Origin of the sequence: Pseudanabaena sp. SR411 (genome assembly GCF_002251945.1) — a bacterium.
GTDB lineage: Bacteria > Cyanobacteriota > Cyanobacteriia > Pseudanabaenales > Pseudanabaenaceae > Pseudanabaena.
In genome coordinates, this window is the sequence record NZ_NDHW01000175.1 from 1 (window position 1) to 23196 (window position 23196).

At 43.2% G+C, this 23196-nt stretch carries 15 protein-coding genes and 1 pseudogene; 5 read left to right on the top strand and 11 right to left on the bottom strand.

From position 1 onward, the window contains the following. On the top strand, nucleotides 1–4443 hold a 4443-nt coding region (locus B9G53_RS18235), incomplete at its 5' end, for a PAS domain S-box protein (RefSeq protein WP_094534859.1). Between the two features lie 74 nt (nucleotides 4444–4517). Here B9G53_RS18235 and B9G53_RS18240 read toward each other — a convergent pair. The 3 genes from B9G53_RS18240 to B9G53_RS18250 form a co-directional block, all read right to left on the bottom strand. Beyond that, on the bottom strand, nucleotides 4518–5714 hold the full coding sequence (locus tag B9G53_RS18240; RefSeq protein ID WP_094534861.1) for a Coenzyme F420 hydrogenase/dehydrogenase, beta subunit C-terminal domain: 1197 nt from the start codon (nucleotides 5712–5714) through the stop codon (nucleotides 4518–4520). Between the two features lie 242 nt (nucleotides 5715–5956). Further along, complete coding sequence (locus tag B9G53_RS18245) at nucleotides 5957–7039, bottom strand: response regulator (protein ID WP_094534863.1); 1083 nt, start codon at nucleotides 7037–7039, stop codon at nucleotides 5957–5959. A 99-nt stretch (nucleotides 7040–7138) separates the two neighbouring features. Continuing rightward, entirely contained in the window at nucleotides 7139–8236 is a 1098-nt protein-coding gene (locus tag B9G53_RS18250; protein WP_094534865.1) for a response regulator, read from the bottom strand. A 312-nt stretch (nucleotides 8237–8548) separates the two neighbouring features. Between B9G53_RS18250 and B9G53_RS18255 the strand changes: the two genes are divergently transcribed. Both B9G53_RS18255 and B9G53_RS18260 read left to right on the top strand, forming a co-directional pair. Beyond that, the gene (locus B9G53_RS18255) at nucleotides 8549–10135 is read left to right on the top strand and encodes a Ppx/GppA phosphatase family protein (protein ID WP_094534867.1); all 1587 of its coding nucleotides are present in this window, start codon (nucleotides 8549–8551) and stop codon (nucleotides 10133–10135) included. 49 nt (nucleotides 10136–10184) lie between these two features. After that, entirely contained in the window at nucleotides 10185–12167 is a 1983-nt protein-coding gene (locus B9G53_RS18260; RefSeq protein ID WP_094534869.1) for a sodium:proton antiporter, read from the top strand. Between the two features lie 303 nt (nucleotides 12168–12470). On the opposite strand, the gene B9G53_RS18265 is transcribed toward B9G53_RS18260, so the two are convergent. Then, complete coding sequence (locus B9G53_RS18265; RefSeq protein WP_094534871.1) at nucleotides 12471–13688, bottom strand: ISAzo13 family transposase; 1218 nt, start codon at nucleotides 13686–13688, stop codon at nucleotides 12471–12473. 126 nt (nucleotides 13689–13814) lie between these two features. Beyond that, the gene (locus B9G53_RS28620) at nucleotides 13815–13949 is read right to left on the bottom strand and encodes a hypothetical protein (RefSeq protein WP_254923714.1); all 135 of its coding nucleotides are present in this window, start codon (nucleotides 13947–13949) and stop codon (nucleotides 13815–13817) included. A 495-nt stretch (nucleotides 13950–14444) separates the two neighbouring features. On the opposite strand from B9G53_RS28620, the gene B9G53_RS18275 reads away from it, so the two are divergent. Then, nucleotides 14445–16184: an ABC transporter ATP-binding protein gene (locus B9G53_RS18275; protein WP_094534873.1), complete on the top strand. Its 1740-nt coding sequence runs from the start codon at nucleotides 14445–14447 to the stop codon at nucleotides 16182–16184. Between the two features lie 79 nt (nucleotides 16185–16263). Further along, entirely contained in the window at nucleotides 16264–17622 is a 1359-nt protein-coding gene (locus tag B9G53_RS18280) for an aminotransferase class V-fold PLP-dependent enzyme (RefSeq protein WP_094534903.1), read from the top strand. Nucleotides 17623–17657: 35 nt separating this feature from the next. On the opposite strand, the gene B9G53_RS18285 is transcribed toward B9G53_RS18280, so the two are convergent. The 6 genes and pseudogenes from B9G53_RS18285 to B9G53_RS18310 all read right to left on the bottom strand — a co-directional run bounded on the left by B9G53_RS18285 (nucleotide 17658) and on the right by B9G53_RS18310 (nucleotide 23152). After that, on the bottom strand, nucleotides 17658–18524 hold the full coding sequence (locus B9G53_RS18285; protein ID WP_094534875.1) for a shikimate dehydrogenase: 867 nt from the start codon (nucleotides 18522–18524) through the stop codon (nucleotides 17658–17660). 239 nt (nucleotides 18525–18763) lie between these two features. Next, nucleotides 18764–20770, bottom strand: a complete 2007-nt coding sequence (locus tag B9G53_RS18290) for an NAD(P)/FAD-dependent oxidoreductase (protein ID WP_094534877.1) — start codon at nucleotides 20768–20770, stop codon at nucleotides 18764–18766. A 61-nt stretch (nucleotides 20771–20831) separates the two neighbouring features. Further along, nucleotides 20832–20978, bottom strand: a pseudogene (locus tag B9G53_RS18295) (VapC toxin family PIN domain ribonuclease); the annotation flags it as partial. A gap of 108 nt (nucleotides 20979–21086) precedes the next feature. Continuing rightward, entirely contained in the window at nucleotides 21087–21347 is a 261-nt protein-coding gene (locus tag B9G53_RS18300) for a hypothetical protein (RefSeq protein ID WP_217901620.1), read from the bottom strand. Next, nucleotides 21347–21634 (bottom strand): hypothetical protein, encoded by a 288-nt coding sequence (locus B9G53_RS18305; RefSeq protein ID WP_094534879.1) that lies wholly within the window; start codon nucleotides 21632–21634, stop codon nucleotides 21347–21349. Before B9G53_RS18305 ends, B9G53_RS18300 begins: the two co-directional genes overlap by 1 nt. Nucleotides 21635–21826: 192 nt before the next feature. Continuing rightward, nucleotides 21827–23152, bottom strand: a complete 1326-nt coding sequence (locus B9G53_RS18310; RefSeq protein WP_094534881.1) for a pitrilysin family protein — start codon at nucleotides 23150–23152, stop codon at nucleotides 21827–21829. Nucleotides 23153–23196: the final 44 nt, after the last annotated feature.

The following is a 23196-nucleotide window of genomic DNA, read 5'->3' on the forward strand; positions in this document are numbered from 1 at the left end:
GATGGCGATGGTTTGGAATTTCTCGCGGCTATCAATGTTGAACTGGTCGGAGATCGGGTTCCTGTAATTGTGTTGACGGGGCAGGGAAATGAAAAAATGGCTGTAAATGCCATGAAATTGGGGGCTGCCGACTACTTGGTGAAAGCGGACATTACGGCGAAATCGCTCGTTACTACGATTAGGCAAGTGTTGCGAGAAACTATGCTCAATCGTCAACTACGGCGATCGCAACAACAGCAAATATTAATCTCCGAAATCGCCCTGCGGATTCGTGAATTTACGGACTTAGAAGATATCTCAAATGCGATCGTTAAAGAGGTGCGTCAATTTATAAGTGCCGATCGCGCCATAACTTATAAATTCAACCCAGATATGAGTGGCACAATTGTTGCTGAGGATGTTGCATCATCTTGGCAGCCTTGCTTGAATGTGCAAGTAGAAGATACTTGCTTTCGAGAAAATCTTGGTGGTGCATATTGTGAGGGCAAGATTTTCGTTGCCAATGATATTTATGCTGCTAATTTGACGGATTGCCATATTAAACTGCTCGAAAGATTTCAAGTGCGAGCTAATCTGGTAGTGCCAATCCTCTTACCAAATGTAGAACAGCGAACTTTATGGGGCTTGCTAATTATTCATCAATGCTCGGCTCCAAGGATTTGGGAAGAGTCAGATATTCAGTTACTTCAGCGGCTATCAGTGAAGTTATCGATTTCCATTAAACAAGCGATCGCCTATCAACAAGTTCAAACCGAGTTAGCAGAACGCAAATGGGTTGAGACATTACTCTTAAACCAGCAAGTAGAGATAGAAGAACGCAATGATTTGTTAGAAAGAACCAATGAGGAATTGCAATGTACTATAGAGGAATTAAAAGTCAGTACTGATGAACTGATCTATCAACATCTACAACTAGAATACGAACAGTTGCGCTACCAAAACTTATTTGACTTTGCGCCTGATGGATATCTAGTGACAGACTCATCGGGCAAGATACTAGAAGTAAATCAAGTTGTCTTAGAATTATTTGGAATTAGCCGCGAATTTATTTTAGCAAAGCCCTTGATTTGTTTTGTTGCCTCTGACAACAAAGATCTTTTCTATAGACAACTCCATCATCAGTTATCCCCAACCAATACAAAAACAACTTGGGAAATTACGCTGATAAATAGTCATAAAGCTACTTTTCTTGCCGAAATTACCGTAACTCAAAACATCAATCTTGCTAATGACAAGACTCAACTGTTCTGGATGATTCGTGATATCAGCGATCGCAAACGAGCCGAGCAAGAACTGCTACAGCTTAATCAATCGCTAGAAGCAAAAGTCACAGAACGCACTCAAGCCATACAATTGCAATCGCAAATGCTGGAACAGATTCATGATGCTGTAATTTCTACTGCGATGGATGGCACGATCCAAACTTGGAACATCGGGGCTGAGAGAATCTATGAATACAAGTCTAATGAGGCGATCGGGCAGAACGTTAGTATGCTTTACCTAAATGAAGATTTGGCTCTCATGGAAACCACAGTCTTTAGACCACTATTTGAAAATGGAACTCATGAAGTGGAGCTACGAAATCGGACAAAATCAGGAAAAATAATTTATATACGCTTGCGTCTTTCGCTCGTTCGAGATGCACTGGGACAACCCATTCGCTTGATTGGTTGCTCTAACAATATTAGCGATCGCAAACTTGCCGAAGAAAGTCTCAGAGAGAGCGAACAACGTTTTGAAACTCTAGCAGCAGCAGTTCCTGTGGCAATTTTTCAAATTAATCAAAATAATGAATGCACCTACGTCAATGAGTTTTGGTCGCAAATTACAGGACAAGAATCCAGTATGGCTCTAGGCTATGGATGGCTTCAGACTATTCATCCTGATGATCGGGAACAGATCCATCAAAAATGGATGCAAGCTATTGAGCAACAGGCTTATTACAAAGCTGAAGGAAGATGTCTCAAACCTGATGGAACAATTCGCTATTACTATTGCCAAGCTCTACCTGAACTAGATGAAAATAGTGTTTTCAAAGGCTATATTGGCACATTAACGGATATTAGTGATCGTAAACAAGCTGAAAATGCCTTCCAAGAATCTCAAACATTATTACAAACCGTCCTCGATGCCTTCCCATTGTCTATATTTTGGAAAGATCGCCAATCAGTCTATTTGGGATGTAACCAACTATTTGCTACGACATCTGGAATTAAGTCACCCTTGGAAGCGCTTGGCAAAAGCAATTTTGACTTTTCCTATACCGAAGAAGAAGCACTTGCTTATCTTGCTGACGATCAACAGGTGATGGAATCTGGCTTAGCGAAACTGAATATTGAAGAAACGATTACCTTGCCATCTGGGGAACAGCAATGGATACAGACTAATAAAGTTCCTCTACGAGATGCAGAGGGGAATGTGATCGGAGTGATGGGGTCTTTTCAGGATATTAGCGATCGCAAGCTTGCCGAACAAGCTCTTCAACAGCAACTTGCTGCCATTGAAGCCGCGATCGACGGTATTGCGATTTTGCAAAATAATAAATATATCTATTTAAACCAAGCCCATCTAGAAATATTTGGCTATGATCATCCTGACGAGCTTTTAGGCAAATCTTGGACAAAGTTGTATTCCTCAGAAGAGCTGACCCGATTTGAGCAAGAAGTATTTCCTGTACTACAGCGTGATCGCTCATGGCAAGGAGAAGCGATCGCGATCCGCAAAAACGGCTCTGCTTTTGATGAAGAATTATCTTTAACCACTACAGATACAGGTTTGCTGATTTGTGTATGCCGCAATATTAGCGATCGTAAACAAGCGAAAATTGCCCTACAGGAATCACGCCATTTTATTCAAACAGTGCTCGATACGATTCCTATTCCTCTATTTTGGAAAGATCGAGAGTCTATGTATTTGGGCTGTAATGCTCAATTTGCCTCTGTCTTCAATTTAGAGTCAACCGACGCGATAGTTGGCAAAAATGATTTCGAGCTTTCTGGTACAGAATCCGATGTGATCGCCTATCGCCAAGATGATCGAGAGGTAATGGAATCTGGAAAATCTAAATTGGGCATATTGGAAACCCTTACTCTGCCTGACGGTAAGGAAATTTGGATCGAAACCCACAAAGCACCTATCCGTGATTGGGCAAATAATGTGATTGGTGTAGTTGCGATGTTTCAGGACATTACAAACCGTAAATTAGCGGAAGTCCGACTGCAAGAAACCAATGAGCAACTCCTTCTCGCCACGCGACTTAAGGACGAATTTCTCGCTAACATGAGCCACGAACTCCGCACGCCGCTAAATTCCATCTTAGGACTATCAGAATCTCTTCAAGATGAGATTTTGGGTTCACTAAACGAAAGGCAATTAAAGGCGATTAGCACAATAGCGTCAAGTGGCGAACACCTGCTCTCACTGATTAACGACATTCTCGATCTATCAAAAATCTCGTCAGGGATGATGGCGCTAGATATTGAATCAGTCTCAGTCAACAATCTCTGTAGTTCCAGTCTAGTTTTCATCAAACAGCAAGCCTTTAAAAAGAGAATCCAAATTAATCGCAATATTCCGCCACATATAGGCAACATCAATATCGATGAACGTCGCCTCAAACAGGTATTGATCAACCTACTTACAAATTCTGTCAAATTTACTCCCAGTGAAGGGCAAATTAGTCTTTTGGTTGCCACTGGTAGCGGCGATACATGGCAAGGAGAAGCAACAATTCCCCAACGACTTAGAGATATGAATTCGCCGATGATCGTATTTCAAGTAGTAGATACTGGCATTGGCATTGCCCCCAATGATTTGCGACGACTCTTTCAGCCCTTTGTCCAAGTCGATAGCGCTCTCAATCGTCAGTATGAAGGCACTGGCTTAGGGCTAGCCCTAGTTAAGCAGATTGTCGAACTCCATGGTGGTCAAGTCATAGCTGAGAGTGAAGTTGGACAAGGCAGTTGCTTCACAGTTGCTCTGCCCTATGAAATGTCTCAGTCTAGCGCTTCAGAATCTGAACCATCCGCCACAAATTCGCTGCCGATGGTCGTAAATCCTGAAAATGCGATCGCGCCGCTTATTTTAATCGCCGAAGATAACGACGCAAATATTCAAACCTTCACCTCCTATCTAACCGCCATCAATTACCGTGTAATCGTCGCCAGAAATGGCGAAGAAGCAGTGAGCATGGCGAAGGCAAATTTCCCAGATATCATCCTCATGGATATTCAAATGCCCAGCATGGATGGTCTAGAGGCAACTAAGCAAATTCGCCTCGATCCTAACTTGATTAACACTCAGATCATTGCCCTAACTGCTCTAGCAATGGAAGGCGATCGCGAAAGATGTCTAGCGGCCGGAGCCAATGACTATATGGCTAAACCTATCAAGCTTCGACAACTTAACTTCTTAATTCAGCAAGTTTTAGGCTCCGTGAAATAAGCGATTCCAAAATAGTGTAAGGCGGCGCGAAGCGCCGCCTTACACTATTTTGGTTTGTGGCTATAGCTATAAAATTACACTTTTGGTAACTGGTACTGAGCAATAATCCGTTTGGCAAATTCGGGGACGTGAGCTTCTAGCTTCTTTGGATAGTTGCGGCGCACGTAGAGATAATTGCGGACAAAGTGGGAATCGAGCGAAAATCTGCCATATTCCAAACCTTTTGGCCCAATTTTATTCACCACAAAACTAATGATCCAAGCTAGCCAAATTGGTAATGTCACCGCTTGATCGTATGCCGAAATCCCCTGTTGTACCGCCGCACGGCGATCGCCACTAGAGATCACAGGCTGAGTTTGCAGTTGATCCTTAATTAACTCCAGCATTTCTTTGCCAGTCTCGTTTCGCACCACGATCCATTGCCAGCCAAAGGTTGCGCCCATATAGCCCACAACAATATCAGCGAGAGCATTGGTGTAGTCAAAGCAGGTCATGCAGGATGGGGCAAATACATCTTTGAGTTCCTTAGTATTTAAGCCAAAGAAAGGTACTAGCTCCGTCGAGCCGTCGGAATGCTTGAAATGTACATTAAAATCCTGCATGAATTCGTAATGCACTACCGTTTCAGGCGATCGGCTAGTGGTGTCGAGAAATTTCTGTAAGCCTTCTCGCGTCACATTATCTGTACAGGGTGTCCCCAATACATACAGCTTTTCTAAGCCCAGTTCTTTCTCGACAGTTCGCAATGCTTGAATTTGACAACCGACACCGATCGCTAAAAGTCTTTTAATTCCCGACTGCTCGATCTGCTCTAATACTGAGAGATTCGGCGAAAGAGTGGGTTTATTCACCCGCGCCGCCAAAATTTCCTCACGATTTCTGGCAATTACAGGCTGTGGCTTAAAGCGATCGTCTTTGCTTGACTGCACACAAACTACACCCTCAACCAAGCCATTTTCTAGCATGGCGATCGCTAAAGTGGACACAATCCCCGTCCATTGCGCCCCCTCAATCGGCTCAGTTTTGCGGGCGGCGATCATTTCTTGATGTACACCGAAATATAGTTCTTTCTCGTTATCGAGATCACGCGATCGACCGTGGGACTGAGTTTCGAGTTCATCAATATGCTGCGTGATAAACGCGCAAGCTTCTTTGACGTAATGAATGTAATAGGTATCACAGAGACCACACTCACTGCATAATTCTTTGGCAGGACGACGCTGTGTATCTGCAAGAGCTTTGGCTTTGCGATGGGATGGGACAACCGACATTTTGCTATTTCTGACTATAAAGAGCTAGCTAGATCATAACTTTTTTGGGTTGTTGAGGATATCCGAGAACGCAAAGCGTTCTTCTCAGATATCGCAGCGATTCATTTAGCTAGTACGAACCAAAACCAGAAAATGAGTGGCGGCGCGTAGCGCCGCCACTCATTTTCTGGTTTTATATTCTAGGCAAAACTTACTTTGCTATGCATACAGAGGGAGCGCAAAGCGCCTCCTCTGTGTGAGCTTTAAAAAGGAATTGAGATACAAAGCTTTGTACCTACATTTTCTTGGCTTTGAATGTCGATTTTACCGCCATAAAATTCAACTAAAGTCTTAGCAAGAGACAAACCTAGTCCAATGCCTTGCTGCTCATAAAATTGCCGCTCAAATTGGATAAATGCACCGATGTTGGCGATTTGCTGTGCATTCATGCCCCGTCCATGATCTTGGATCGTCAATATCCATGCATTGTCACTAACATGACTGTTGATCGCGACTTTGCTACCTTGTGGGGAATATTTGAAAGCATTATCGATTAACTCTTCAGCGATTTTAGTTAAATCTTCTGACGAAACTGCGAGATCGATTTTGGCGAGATTTAGTTCTAGGTCATCTAGGCGATCGCATGATCTTGCCTTGCGATCGCCTAGATTGCTAATAATCATTTGGCTATTACAGGGATAAGTCGAAGTAAACAGTGTCTGCCCCTGCGATCGCATCACCATTAAGCGGCTATAAAGCAAATAGTTTTGGATCAGTCGATAGAGACGCTTCGCTGATTGATGAATACCATCAGCATATTCATAAACCTCATAGGGAAGTAGCTCTTCACTTTGCATCATCATCAATTCTGACAGCCCCATAATTCCTGAAAGCGGAGTCTGCAACTCATGGGGCAGAGATAGCGTAATGCTAGTTCGCAATGATTCCATTTTTTCCTCAATGCGTTGGTCGATCGCCTGTTGCTTACCTAGACGCACAGCGATCGCTTCTAGCAATTCATCCTTTGTACAGGGTTTTTCTAAATAATCATCAGCTCCCAACGCCATCCCCTTACGAGTACTGCGTCGATCCATCATCGAGGTCAAAAACAAAAAAGGGACAGTACTTAATGCTTTGTCTTGGCGTAATTGTTCGAGGACTTCATAACCGTTAAGGATTGGCATCATTACGTCACAAAGAATCAAGTCGGGATGTTTTTGGCTAGCCAAATTTACGCCTCTTTCCCCATTTTCCGCAGTGATTACTTCAAATCCTTCTAAGGAAAGTAGGTCTTCCAAAGATTCCCGAATTAAGTCTTCATCTTCGATGACTAATATACATGTCATGCTTTTGACCGTTTTTATTCAGATAATACCCATTTAGCTTTGTTGGCGATCAACAAAGTTGCCTAAGCAAACATAATACCAAAGTCCAAAATGGCTGCTTTATTTTGAATAGCTATCCAGCAAAATTGTAAAAATCGAGCCTTTGGGTTGGTTGTTGGTCACTGAGATTACTCCTTGATGGGCTTCAACCATCATTTTACAGAAAGAGAGTCCTAAACCAATTTGGGACACACCCATCACAATATTGCCAACTTCATACTTTTCAAAGATGACTTGTTTTTGTTCGGGGCTGATGCCAATACCACAGTCAATTACTTCAATCTTGATCAAATCTTGGCGATCAGGATTTTGAGGCAAACATTCGACTCTGAGAATAATCGAACTTTGCTGAGGGGAAAACTTCAGGGCATTATCCACTAAATTTCCTAATACACGGCGAATTAAGTGGATGTCACCAGATACGTAAGCTGGCTCTGTGGGAAATTCCCCTAAGATTTGAATTTGCTTATGAGTGGAGACTGCTTCAAAATCAGCAATCACTGACTTTGCTAGCTCAGTTATATCAAACTTCGTAGGATTGAGGATGAGTTTATTCGCTTCGATCCTACCGATGGTCAAAATGTCATCCACCAGCAACCGCATTTGCTCAATCGTTTGACCAATCTGGACAATTCTCTTTTGAGCGCGATCTGGTAAATCCAATATTTTGAGAGAATCACAGCCTAACAAGATGCCAATTAATGGATTGCGAAGATCATGGACAATAGTTTGCATCATCTCTTCGCGTAACATGATTGTCGCTTGGATATGATCATATTGCGCCTTGATCCGCAACATCGATCGCACGCGAGCGCGGAGTTCGATGCTGTTAATGGGCTTACTGATAAAATCATCCGCCCCAGCATCAATACAACGAGCTAGATCTTCTTTTTCCGATAGAGCGGTAACGATAATAATCGGAATATGCTGCCATTGGCGATCGGTTTTCAGTTTTTGACATACCTCGATGCCATCCATGTCTGGCATCATTACATCTAGCAAAATTAGATCAGGATGAATACTGTCAAGAGCGGCGATCGCCTCGGCTCCATTGTCTCGATGATGTAGCTCATATCCCTCTTTAAACAGCAAAATTTCAATTACATCAAAATTAGCTGGCTCATCATCTACAACTAAAATTACTTGTTTGTTGCCCATACTGTTCATATTTGGGTTAGGAAAGCCCGAATAACCATCTACAGCGCTTTGCGATCAAATCCGACCCAAGAAATTTTTGAAAAGTGTTGTAAAACAATACTTTTCAAAAATTTCTTGGGTTTCGTTTGATCGCAAAGCGTTGTAACTTTATGGATTAGGTTAATTGACTATATCTTCTATTCTGACAGGTTTTCATTTACCATGACTTAAGTACTTGTACAAAATAATTTATCTAAATTTTGTAAGGTTGCGCCCCTGTGGGGCGCAACCTTACAAAACTTGGGTTTGTAATTAATTTCGCGGAAACAGCCCATGACTTCAGATGTCAAAACCTTAGCAGCGATCGATGTTGGCACAAATTCCATTCATATGGTAATTGTGCAAATTCAGACTTCGATCCCTAGTTTTAGCGTAATTGAGTCAGAAAAGGCGACGGTGAGATTAGGAGAGCGTTGCGCGCAAACAGGAAATTTGACTGAAGATGCGATGAAGCGATCGCTAGAAGCTCTAAAACGGTGTCAAGAGATCTGTCGTACCTTTAGGGTTGAAGAAATCGTGGCTGTGGCGACGAGTGCGACAAGAGAGGCTCCTAATGGTCATGATTTTATCCGTCGCATTTATGAAGAAATAGGCTTACATGTTGAAGTGATCTCAGGACAAGAGGAAGCCAGACGCATCTATTTAGGTGTCATTTCGGCGATGGAACTTAAGGATGAGCCACATCTTTTGATTGATATTGGAGGTGGTTCTACGGAGATGATCCTAGGAGATGGTCGTGATCCGATGCATCTTAGTAGCACTAAGATTGGCGCAGTTAGGTTAACGGATTTGTTTGTCAAAACTGATCCGATTTCCCAAACGGAATACGATCGCCTATTGGGTTACATTCTTGGTTCGATTGAGCGTCCCACCGACGATTTGAAATTGTTGCTTAAGGATAAACTTGAGGGCAAGACGTTAAAGGCGATCGGTACATCTGGCACAATTGAGACGCTGATATCTCTACATGCCAAGGAAAAGCTAGGGCTAGTTCCTAATCCTCTGCAAGGTTATGAACTTCCCTTTGCTGATTTAGAAAATATTGTCTGGCGGTTACGCCGAGCGAATTTAGAAGAACGCACAGTCATGGTTCGGCAAAAGAGAGCCGAGATTATCTTAGCGGGAGCCGTAGTTCTCTTGGAAACCATGCGCCTCTTGGGAGTTCCCAAAATCATGCTCTGTCAGCGAGCCTTGCGTGAGGGCTTGGTGGTTGATTGGATGATCCGTCATGGTTATATCGAGGATGGGTGGCGCTATCAAAGCACAGTTCGCGATCGCAGTATTCTCAAACTTGCTGATAAATATGGCATTGATACGAAATACGCCAAACATGTTGCGGAACATGCGCTGAGTCTATTCGATCAAACAAAGGGGATTTTCCATGAGTGGGGTGATGATGAGCGACATCTGCTCTGGGCGGCGGCGATGCTGCATAACGCAGGGCATCACGTCAGTCACGATGCTCACCATAAGCATTCCTATTATTTGATTCGCAATGGTGAGTTATTGGGGTATACCGAGTCCGAGATTGAAGCGATCGCCAATCTTGCTCGTTATCACCGTAAGAGTGAACCCAAGAAAAAACATGACAATTTCCAGCGTTTAGATAATGAGCATCTGAAGTTGTTTGTGCGTCAAGCGAGTACATTTTTGCGTTTGGCGACAGCCCTTGATCGTCGTCAAATTGGCGCGATCGCCGCAATTCGGGTAGTTTGTAATCCGCGTACTCGTGCTTGTTCGTTGCAACTTACTCCTAGGCAACCTCATGATCCCTGCACCCTAGAGCTTTGGAGTCTTGATTATAAGAAACAACCCTTTGAGTCTCAGTTTAACGTTACGCTGTCAGTGTCCTTAGAGTAGAGAGGGTTGGCATTAAGCGCCAACCCTCTCTACTGATGAGATTTATGTTATGGAAGGCTCTCTCTCTTTAATCATTATTATTGCGATCGCCGCAGGTATTTTTGCCCGTGTCATAGCGAATTTCTTTCGTGTGCCGAGCATTGTGTTTCTGCTGATTTTTGGTGTTGCGCTGGGGGGGAATGGCTTAAATTTGGTGCAGCCGCGCTTATTGGGGGATGGTTTAGAGGCGATCGTTTCGATTTCTGTAGCTCTGATTTTGTTTGATGGTGGACTGAATCTGCAACTAAAGGAACTGGGTAAGGTTTCGGCTAGTTTACGCAATTTAATTACAATTGGAACTTTGATTACTCTAATTGGTGGTGGCATTGCCGCCTATTGGCTAAGTGAGTTTCCTTGGACGATCGCCTTTTTATATGCGGCTTTAGTAGTAGTCACTGGCCCAACGGTCGTTAATCCAATCGTGGAAGAAGTGGGACTCGATCGCCGCCTTGCCACGATTCTCGAAGGGGAAGGAGTGCTAATTGATGCGATCGGTTCGGTGCTAGCCGTGGTTGTCCTTGATGTCGCTTTGAATCCGACTTCTGGTGCTTTTGCTGTGGTCAGTGACTTGGGATTGCGGTTAGGGGTTGGCGGTGTGCTAGGGGCGATCGCAGGTTGGCTCTTGGGCAAATTTTTGCAACGCGCTGTATTTCTAGCCGAAGATACGAAAAGTGCGGTGGTCGTAGCGGCAGTTTTAGGGCTATTCGGGATTGCTCAAGAAATCCAAAGTGAATCGGGACTAACGGCGGTTGTGCTAATGGGCATCGTTTTACGAGCTTCTGAAATCCCCAATAGTCGAGCCTTGCTAAAGTTCAAAAGCCAACTAGTGGCTCTGATGGTTTCCGTTCTATTTATTTTACTTTCGGCAAATCTTTCCATTCCCAGTATCTTTGCCCTTGGTTGGGGCGGTGTGCAGACAGTTCTGTTCCTGATGTTTGTTGTCCGTCCGATCAATGTGATTGTCAGCACATGGAATAGCAGTTTCACTTGGCGACAAAAAGCTTTTCTGTCATGGTGTGCGCCGAGAGGAATTGTCGCAGCTTCCGTTGCTTCGCTCTTTTCGATTTTATTAACCGAGCGGGGAGTCAACGGTGGAGAATCAATTAAGGCACTGGTTTTCCTGACGATCTCCATGACTGTATTTTTACAAGGGCTGTCCGCGAAATTTGTAGCGAAACTCTTAGGACTAAATCAAGGTGATATCTCAGGCTTAGTGATCATTGGTAGTAATCCGATCGGCATCTTGGTAGCGCGGCTATTTCAAGCGAATGGACAGCGTGTGGCAATCATTGATACTAGTGCGGAACTTTGCAAGCAAGCTGCGGAATATGATATTCCTGCGTTTGTGAGTAACGGATTAGATGCGAAGTCTTTAGCTGAGGCAGGACTTGACTCGGTAGGAACCTTTGTGGCTCTGACGGTGAATACAGATGTGAATATTGTGATTGCTCAGCTTGCTGTCAAAGAGTTCAAACCGCCCAGAGTATTTGCGGTTTATATCAAAGAAGCCGAGAGCGATCGCAATAGCGAACCTGAAGTCCAGCAAGCTTTTAGTGCTCGTGTTCCGATTAAAACTTGGAATCAATATATTTTGCAACGGGAAGTGAGAGTAGGCGAATTTTTGCTTACCGAAGAAGAACTGCAAGCGCAGTTAAATCGTTTTAATACGATGTTTAATGCAGGAATATTACTGCCATTACTGTTTGAGCGCAAAGGTCAATTACAAATTGTATCCGCTGATATGACATGGGAAAAAGGCGATCGCATTTTATATTTGTTATATACCCCCAAAGCTCTACCTCCTGCTCAATCCGAAGTTTTACCTCCGAATACTCTAGACATCACGCCAATGGTTCTTTCAGATCTTGACATTGCCCAAAAGACTAGTGATTCTAATGGGGTTGGTTCACGCAGTAAAAATGATGATGTTGTTTCTAGTCCAGATTATTTCTTGAAGATGGCAAAGGATATTTTAAATAGGCGATCGCCTTAAATGTAAAGCAATTGATGGTCAATTTTATTGGTTGTTAAAGCACTGGGAAGTTGTCTTTATATTCTTACAATTCATTAGATCGTTGTAGCATCTTCAAAAGTTTTGTGTGGTTTTGCCAGATTGTCACTCTGCTATTTTGATAAACTTGTGCAATGAAAGGAGAATGATTCCCTTTGATTAAACGCTCAATGCTTTCTAGAGACTGAATAAAAGTTTGTGCTATTTCTGCACCACTGGCATCGTTGATCGCTAAAATAAAAACTCTGGCTTAAGGGTAAGCAAAGAAAAGATTGATCCTACCAACTAGTCGAAATTAACTGGAATACTGACAAACCACTTTTTCAGATCGGGAAAGCGCTCAAGTTGTTCTTCCACTTTTTCCATAGCTGCTTTGGTGAGCTTTACGCCAGTATGATAAATCTTCTCGACTAAATTTACAACAGGGTGTTTCCCTCTGATAGTGAGCGTCTTGGCAAATTTCAACACAGTTTCTAGTGAGTCAAGTAAACTACCATTCCAATGTTTTTCTAGCCACGCAAAGGTGCGTTCGACTGGATTATATTTGCTGTGATAGGGGGGATAGTAGGCTAATTGAACATGCAGTTTTGACTGGTGAGCAAAGTCTAATATGCGACTCATGAATTGTGTACGCCTAGAATTATTTTCTGGTCCATTGTCTTGATTTATGACTAACTTGCGGATATGTCTAAACCTTGCTGTCTGGTTCTGCCACCATTGTTCAATTAGGTCAACGATACAATCTGCTGTTAATTTGGAGGAAATAAAGAATAACCATAATTCATCCAACTCAGGTACATATATGCCATAAGGTGTTAGTGTCATGACCGCTTCAAAGTCATGGTCTAAAGCCTTTGTTGGCACACGGGGTTTACCGCCTCTGTCAAATTCTCCAATTTTCACGGCAACCTTGGCATCAATAGAAATTCTTAATGTGTGTGGATCTTCATCAGCCTCTTTGTTGATCTTTTCAATCTCTTGGAAAATTGCGTCTGTTTCGGGAATACGCTTTTGTGGTTTCGTCTTCGCAACTCGCTTTAGGCTGTAACCCATGTCATTTAATCGATGGCGAATCGTTTCACAACTGGGTAATGCCTCATCTTCGTAACCTTTAGTCAGAATTAGTTGACGGCGCACTTCAGCAGCACTGATTCTTGTATACAGCCGCGTACTTTGAAAACTCGGATCACTCTGGCTTTGTGGCTCTACAATCGCTTTTATATCTGCCATTAAATTGGGTAGTTTGACCTCCACTTTTTTCCGTCCACTTCGCCAATAACCATCCTCAATCACTTCACCGCTATTTAATTCTTTCGTTCCCTTTCTCACAGTTCGTCGATTCCAACCTAGTTCTCGTTCCGCAAGTGTTTGTCCTCCTATGCCCAGACTTTTTACCACCTCAGCCATAAACTGTCTGCGGTCAGTTCCCTTCAGCTTTTTAGCAGTTTTTATGTATAAAGCTTTAAGATGCTCTGGCAGTTTTAGGTCGTTGGCTGGCAACATGGCGACTATATTCGATATTTAATGATTACCTTATTATTGCAGGATCAATCATTATTTTGCTTTCCCTTAGAACTGGCAATCACTATTTGTTCGGAAGGTGTACGTCCCAGATTTTATTTTTCTTATTTACGTGCTTTGAGGAGGGATTTCGTAGCGGATTGCTTCTTCGATTTGGAGTCTTGTACAGCCATAGTCTTCAGCAAGCAAATCGATAGAATCTCCGAGGTAAAGAATCAGGTAAGAAATTGACAAAAGAGTCAAAGTGGTTAAAGTAAAGGGATGAAAGAGCCACCGCAATATGAACGAGAAGCACTAGAAAATATGCAAGTAGGAGAACTGGTAGAAGTAATTGTGCGCCAACAAGAATGGGGGCAGCAAATATGCTAAGAAATAGAGAGACTAAAAGCAGTCAACAACGTGAGTAGCAAAGACTCATCAAAACATTGCGAATAACCCCTTAGTATGGGAAGTAGATAGTTTAAATCCTAATTAGGAACAACGCTATAGATGCAACGTAGATGTCTAGCTGATGTTACTTGGAACTTAGATGATCAATCTCTTTGGAGCGACAAGAGAACCACTACGGGATAGCGACCACCTAAAAATCCAGATTTTGTAGGGGTTGCGCCCCCGTGCCAGCACTGAAATTTTGCTATAGCTCATATCGCTACAAAATGAAAAAGTTTAAATTGGTTTCTACGCCTTGAAGCGTGATATTTTAGCTTGAGATGCTTACATACTCAGTCCTTAGAAACCATGCTGCTTGAAGTCGAAAACTTGACTATTCGTTATGGCGATGCAGAACCTGCGGTCGATCGCGTTACTTTCCACTTACAAGCAGGTGAAGCACTAGGGTTAATCGGCGAAAGCGGCTGTGGTAAATCGACGATAGGGCGATCGCTAATTAAGCTATTACCTCAATATGCCAGCACTGAAGGGACGATCTGTGTCGATGGTGAAGCGATCGCTGAGAAAAAAGATGGCACATGGCGCGGCGAAAAAGTCGGCTTAATATTTCAAGATCCGATGACAAGGCTCGATCCATTGATGAGCATAGAGGCACATGGTTTAGAGGTATTAGCGTCCCATTATCCTAAGTTGTCAGCCCAATCCGCGAAACAACGCCTCAATGATGCACTCAAAGCCGTTCGGATAGATCCATCACGAGCTAGGCAATATCCCCATGAATTTAGCGGTGGGATGCGTCAGAGAGTAGCGATCGCCCTTTCGTTGCTGTTAAATCCTGTTTTATTAATTGCCGATGAACCAACCACCAGTCTTGATGTCACTGTTGCTACCGATATTCTCAAAGAACTAACTGAACTTCGCAAAAGCCGTTCTATGGGTTTACTATTGGTCACCCACGATCTCGGTATGGTTGCCGAATATTGCGATCGTATTGCCGTGATGTATAACGGGGTAATTGTGGAGACAGGATCGGTTGAAGAAATTTTCCGTTCTCCCCAACATCCCTATACACAAAGCTTACTGGCTTCGGTTTTGCATTTTCATCCTGAAGTATTATCTTCTAGTTTAGATATTCAGGAAGTTCCTGAAGTCCAAGATCAAGATATTCCTGAAGCTATTCCAGAAAACATTTCAGAAAATGTTCTAGAAGAGAGGCAAGATCAGGAAGAAGTTAAAGTAATTGAAAAAATTCAGCTCTCTCCCAAATCGTCACCCAGAGTAATTCTCTATGTCAACCATCTGAAAAAGCATTATTTGACAGGCGGAAACTTACTAACAAGATTAGTTGATCCTTCGATTGGTTTAGTTAAAGCCGTTGATGGCATTGACTTGGAAATACTCTCAGGGGAAACCTTTGGTATCATTGGCGAAAGTGGCTCTGGCAAAAGTACAACTGGACGCGCAATCCTGCAATTAATCAAGCCTGATCGCGGTTCAGTAAGGTTTAATAGCGTCGAACTAACTAGGCTCAAAGGTGAACAACTGCGCCAAATGCGATCGCAGATGCAGATGATTTTCCAAGATCCGCGTGCTTGTTTTAGTCCTTATATGAGCGTATTTCGTAGCGTTGCCGATCCTTTACTAATTCATAAACTTGCCCCCGATCTCGAATCAGCCCGCGAAAGAGTCTATGCAATCCTCGAAAAAGTAGGACTGAATTCCCAACTAGCTGAACGCTATCCTTCGGATTTGTCGGGTGGTCAATTGCAGAGAGTCGCGATCGCCCGTGCGTTGATTACTAACCCTAAATTAGTAATCTGTGATGAGCCTGTGAGTATGCTCGATGCTTCGATTCAGAGCCAAGTTTTACGGTTAATGCGCGATCTCAAGCAAGAATTTAAGCTTACCTATATTTTCATTACCCATGATCTCGCTGTGGCCCAATTTTTCTGCGATCGCATTGCCGTGATGCGTAGCGGTAAGATTGTAGAGCAGGGCAGTACCGCAGAAGTGTTGACCAATCCTCAGCACGAATATACCAAGGCTTTGATTGCTTCAATTCCACGTATTCCTTACATCAATAGCTAAACCCAAAAGATTTTTAAAAGACTTGCATGGCAATGCTTTTAAAAATCTTTTAAACACTACTTCTTTGAAAGCTGCGACAATGCCCGATTCCCAAAAAAATTTCTTCCTTAATTCTCATTTCCTTAATCCCGATCGCTCTAATCTTGAAGATATCCGCAAGTTGGGATATGCCTTTGTCGATTTGATCGTGGATTCAGTTTTGGATACTCAAAATCAGCCCTTTGTGACAGATGAATCTGCTTTTGATATTCTCATTCCTGAACAAGGGCAGGAACTTTTAGAATTGTTGGCAGAAGTGCGATCGCAGATTTTGCCGCGTACTGTCAACTTCCAGAATCCTCGCTATATGGGACATATGGATAGTGTGCCTAGTGCAATCACGATCTGGGCAGATGCATTAGTTTCAGCGATTAACAACAACATGCTGAGCTATGAACTCGCTCCCGTATTTACGGAAATGGAAGCTCAATTGATGCAGTGGTTCGGTAATCTCTTTGGAATGGGAACTGATTGCTTTGGTACACTCACCGCAGGTGGGAGTCTTGCCAATATTTCAGGACTATTATTAGCGAGAAACTGGAAACGACCACAGAGCAAGACTTTAGGTAATTCCAGTAATTTAGTTGCTTTTGTCTCTGATGCTGCACATACTTCCTTTGAGAAGGCAATGAATGTGATCGGCGTTGGCAAAGAGAACTTAGTGAGAGTTCCCACAAATCACCGTGGCGAAATTATTTTAGAAGAATTGGAAGCTGCTATTCAAAAAGCAATTAGAGAAGGAAAACATCCTTTTTTTGTAGCGGCGATCGCAGGCACAACGGTAACAGGAGCAGTCGATCCGATTCAATCAGTGGGAGAAATTGCTAAGCGCTACGATTGTTGGTTTCATATCGATGCCGCCTATGGTGGAGCAGGTATTTTTACACCTAAGCTAAAACCTTTATTCCAAGGCTGTGAACTTGCCGACTCCATGACATTCAATCCCCAAAAGTGGCTCTGGGTAGCGCGAACCTGTGCGATGCTAATTGTTAAAGATAAGCAGCATCTCGTGGATGGCTTTGATGGGGAACTTCCCTATATGGATGATCACATACTCAATTTTGGGAATCTCAATTTGCAGGGAACCAGACGTACTGATAGCCTGAAGTTATGGATGGCTTTGAAGGCGATGGGAATTTCGGGTTGTCGTTATCTTGTGGAGCGATCGCTTGATCTATCTGACAGTCTGCGCCAATGGATTGATGATTCACCAGAATTAGAACTAGTCTGCGAACCAACTTTAAATATTATTTGCCTCAAATCCAACGATCCGCATCTCAGTAGTGCCGCCCTGCGCCAACAATGGATCGATGCAGGTAAATTATGGCTGTCTTTGCCCCTATGGAAAGGCGATCGTATTCTCAAAGCCGTAGTTTTACATCCTTACGCAGGACAATAAAAAAGAGTTGTTCTCGCTTTGCGAGAACAACTTAATTAACCAAGATGCGTAATTAACGCTTGGCGCATTATCTCAATGGGGACAGGTTGATCTAACCAAAACTCCAACCCGATCGCCCCTTGATTGATCAGCATCTCCAACCCATCGATCGCCTTGAGTCCCCTAGCAGCAGCAATTTGCAAAAACTTGGTGGGGCGTGGTGTATAAATCAGATCATAGGTGATCGCATGATCAGGTAGTAAATTCATCTCCGCCTCAGAAATTGGTGTATTAGGATCACTTGCCATCCCAATCGGCGTGGCATTGATCACAATTCCCGCAACTTCTAGCAAATGCGGTATTGAAGTCCAAGGATGTACCCGCAGATTGTAATCACGGAGTTGACTAGTCATCGCTCCATGAAATTTTTTCATCTTCTTAGAATCACGTCCCACCACATGGATGACAGGACAGCCTAACTCCAAACAAGCCGCCACAACCGCCTTAGCTGCCCCACCACTACCAAGGATCACCGCAGGACTATTTCCCCAGTCACAATTAAGTTGCTTGAGTGGGCTTAAAAAACCTGCCACATCCGTATTTGTGCCAACCCAGCGATCGCCAACTCGCTTTACCGTATTGACAGCCCCCACAGCTTTGGCGATCGGCAAGACTTCATCCAGTAATGGAATCACCTCAACTTTATGGGGAATGGTCAGGTTAAAGCCTTGGACTGATTGGATTGCTTTTAGCCCTGCGATCGCCGCAGGTAAATCCTCCACAGGGATTGGAAAAGGCACATACACATAGTCCAGTCCCATTGCGGCGATCGCGGCATTGTGCATCACAGGCGAAAGACTATGACTGACGGGAAAACCCATCACCCCTAAAATTTTGGTTGTTCCTAAGATGCTTCCGCTCATAGTTGCTGACCTCACGCAATTAAAAAACTATGACATAAATGTTGCCCTTAAAGGCTAATAACCCGTAGATTCAGCAATTCTCATTATGACTTTTGATTTGCCTAAGCCGTCAATTTTTGAACGAAAGCATAGGGTTTTTAATGATAGCTATTGCAGCTATTCTCAATAAGTGTCACCAGATCAAGACAAAGTTTTCATAATGAGAATTGCTGCCGTAGATTAGATGCACTGCATCTCCTCTAATCTACGGGTTTACCAACGGAGTAATTCAGCGCATAACTCCAACTCAGCAAACGCAACCACAAACGAGGATTTGTTGGTTCGAGCCAAGTTTGACAACTACGCATGAGTTGCGGCAACCATCCACCCAGTAAAGCGTTAGCCAGAGAACTACGGGTAAAGGCTCCATAACTAGATAACCATTTCAAGAGATCCTTTGTCCCAGCCATTTCTAAAATCCAAAGAATTAACTTGGGATTTTTAAACGCTGCAATCAAGGCAAGACGGTTAAACATTAACCAATTAAGGCGATCTTTGATAAAGCGATCGCTTACGGGTTGCGGCTCATCAGCAAGCAATCCAAAAAAAGTATTGAGCATCGAGTTAACACGCTCTGGTGGTAAATGCATCCCCGTCGGAACCATCATTCCCTTAGAAAACAGCCAAGTAACGGCGATATTGCTTTGATAGGCATTAATCTGGCTAAGATCATCGGCTCTAAGCAAATCGTGTTTCAGCGCTGTATCCAATAAAGTCGCTAAACGTGGCAAGTTGCGAACGAGGGAACCAAAGCCCGTAAAGACTAGGGGCGATTGTAAGGAAGCAGCATCACCAATCGCCAGAATTCGATCAAAGGCACATTTTTTTGAATCCTCATTGAGGCTGTAATGTCCTGTGATATAGCCAAAGGTCGCCTTCTTCCAAGTTAGCTTTTCCATATCACAACGGCGATATTCTGGCAAAATCGTGAAAAAGTCCTCATACATTTCCAGCAACGATCCTGCGTTTTCTGGATGTACTTGGTGATAATGGAATAGATAAATCGTCAGCTCATCCTTTTCCGCAGGAAAGAGTTCCCAAATCAATTGTCGTCCCCGTGAGATATCGCCATGACTGAACAACACATCACCATATTGGGAATCCCATACATGCTTATCAATTCCTTCTAAAACTGCGCCCACAGTCGGACAGACACTATCAAAGGCTTGCCCTGCATTCAGTTGCTGCGCGATCGCTGAAGCCGATCCCATAGCGTCAATCACTAAGCGCGAATTTAGAATTACCTCTGCATCCGTTTCCAAATTCTTCGCAAAGATAGTCGCGCCACTATCGTTAATTACTACTTTCTGAAATTCAGTGCGATCGCAAATTACCGCGCCATATTGATGTAATTTCTTGCTACAAATTTCCAACAAACGATTAGTATCGATCGCAATATTTAAAACCGTAGGCGTATGCAGCACCTTAGCCTTAAGATGTGGTGGATTATTACTATCAAAAAACTTGTTAAATCCATCGACATATTCTGCCGTAATCATCGCTTCAAATTCTTCTTTAGTGAAGAGTCCAAAATCGATAAGATTCTGGAATTCTGCACGGGAAATATTCCATTCCCGATTCATCCGTCCAAAGGGAATGCGCTCCACTAAGCACACACGATAGCCCAACTTCGCCATCATCGCTGCATGGATAGCGCCTAATGCTCCACCCAGATACACAATGTCATAGATTACGTCGGGCTTTACAGAGTTAGCTTGTGAATCTTCAAAAATCACCTGCTTGGAAGTTGCAGGATTTTTGACACTTTCCCGCCAACGTTTTTCCCACCAATAGACGCGATTGAGGTCATATTCGCCATTGGGAATCCGTTGAAAGAATTTGACCGTAAGCGGATATTCTTCGGCTAGAGCTTCAAAAATTGATTGATTCGAGGCGATCGCAGGTGGTTGTTTAAATTCATAGGGAAAAGCTTGACGCACAGCTTTAGTGAAATGCTCAAGAAAATCCTTCTCGCCATCCATGACCTCATCTGACCATCGAAATATTTTGAGATAGGTCGTGCGTTGTAATGTCCAGATAAATACTGATAATTGCGCGATCGCTCCTGAGCGATTTTGGCGATCGAGGATAAAGCCATGCTTAGCAACAGATTTTTTCCCAAAGGGAAATTGGTACTCAGACTGGAGCCATATTTTCACGGCTGCAACTTGAGGAGTAGGGATTTCAATGTAAAGTAACTGCTGCATGGCTAAATCAATATCTTCAGTGTTCTAATTTTGGCATATAGGCGATCGCTAGGGGATACGTTTAAGTTTCTGGGCGCGATAACCGAGTAAAACCTTCTTGCTCAAAGTGACGATCAGTTGTTAATGCTTCAGTAATTCCTCTTTGCTTCATCAAAACAAAGCTGACTGCATCGCATAAAGAGTAAGTTTTATCCAGTCTCAAAGTTATAGCTGTAGCCATTCTTGTTAGGACATAAAACCCAAATAGTGTGAGGCGGCGCTTCGCGCCGCCTCACACTATTTGGGTTTTGATTTGTCCTGATACAGGTGGCTATAGCTATAATAGCTCAACGGCTTCTCGATGTAGCTGTTCATTTATCCAAACTATCTCTATATCTGGGTTATCCAATAAATCAACGATGAAAGCAAGCATGAAATCACGCGGAAGTCTTCTCGCGTTAGCTAAGGCTACATATTCAGCAACGATATAGCTATGCGTTAGTCGAGTTAAAGATTTTTTGTATTCGTTACAAGCTTGTGTGTGGAGAGGTTCAGTTTTGTAATGGAGGCAAAGCAACCCTGACGTATCGAGAAGCATTATTCCTCCTCGTGGTTACTGGCATATTCTTTTGCTAAGTCAGCATCAATACTTTCATTGTCTAAATTCATAGCAATATTTAGATCAATCTCTCCAAAATGACGCTCAAATTTTGATGTTCTTCGTTCTTTTTCGGCATCAGTTGGTAAGAGTTTAAACATCTGAGCAAAGTTTTGTTCAAGCAGCTTTACAACTAAATTTTCTGGCGGAATACCAATACTTTGTGCTTGCTGATGAAGAGCAGCAAAAAACTGGTCATTCAACTCTAAAGTCAAAGTTTGGGTCATAAAATTTTAGTATAGCTAGAGATTTAGTGTAATTATAGCTTCCAGAGCTTATGCTCACCCTTCACAATGGTGACTAGTTAATGGTCAGCTAAATTATGAGCGACGTATTTGCGATGTTTTTATCAGCTAATGTGGAATGTCCATTTCACATTAGCTGACTATTACTAGCATTCTGATCGCCTAGTTTCACACTTAAGGTTTGACAATCAAAATACCGTAGGCATCAGGATTGAGGTATTTGCGAACAGCAGCTTGAATGTCCTCTTTGGTGATCGATTTCATCAGATCAGGATAGTTTAAAGCTGGCTCTAGCGAACCGACAATGCGATCGTAATAGCCATAAATACCAGCGCGTTCCTTGGGTGATTCATTGCCAAAGATGAAGCGATTGCTAACTTGAGTGCGGATCTTGGCTAATTCCTCATCAGTAACAGGAGTTTCATGCAATTTGAGGATATGTTCACGAATTGCTTGCTCCACGATCGCCACATCTTCCACATTCAACTTCGCAAATACTTGAAAAGTTCCTTGCCAACGCATCGCTGAATTGCTCACAGAAATGCGATCGACAATCCGTCGATTTTCGCGCAAGTCCTGCACCATCCGTGAAGTACGTCCACTGCCAAGAATGTTCGCCAAAATACTTAAGGGATAGGTTTCCGCTAAATCTCTTAAACCAGCAACGCGCCATGATATGCTCAGTCTGGCTTGCTTCAGACTTGAATCAGTGACTTCCCGCCGCACAACTTCCGTAAAAGGCTTTTCGGATGTAAAGTCCCTGTGCTTTGGTTTGACAGCGATCGCATTTCCTTCATTTTGAGTCTCAAAATAATTCGCAATCACACCGATCATCTCGCTGACAGGTAAATTGCCCACAACGGCGATCGTCATATTTGGGGGCGCATACCATTTGCGATGAAATGATCGCATTTGCTCTGAGGTGACGTTTTCAATCACATCTACGGGGCCCAGAACAGCACGACGGTAGGGTAACTGCTCATACACTAATTCCGAAATATGACGATAAATACGGCGATCGGGATTATCTTCGCTGCGCCGAATTTCTTCTAGTACTACATGACGTTCGCGCTGAAATTCTTCGTCAGGAATGCTAGATTTTAGGACTATATCCAGTTGTAGAGGCGCAAGTTTCGCAAAATCTTTAGGCGCAACATTAATATAAAAATGCGTGTAGTCCTGACTTGTAGCCGCATTAGTATTACCACCATGAGACTCGATCGCCTGTTCAAATTCCCCTAAGCCAAGGCGATCGCTACCTTTGAACACCATGTGTTCTAGGAAATGAGCCATGCCGTTGATATCATCACTCTCGACCGCAGAGCCAACGTCAACCCAAATACTGAGATTGACCGCATCAACAGGAATCTGTTCAGCAATAATCTTTACCCCATTGGGCAGGATATGCTGAGTGGGAGCAGTGGAGACTGAAGCCTGATCAAGATCAGCTTGATCAAGAGCAGCTACATCTAACCGACGTGGAATGACGATCGCTGGCATGGCAAATTTAAGATTTTTTACTAAATTTTTAAATAAAAATCGCT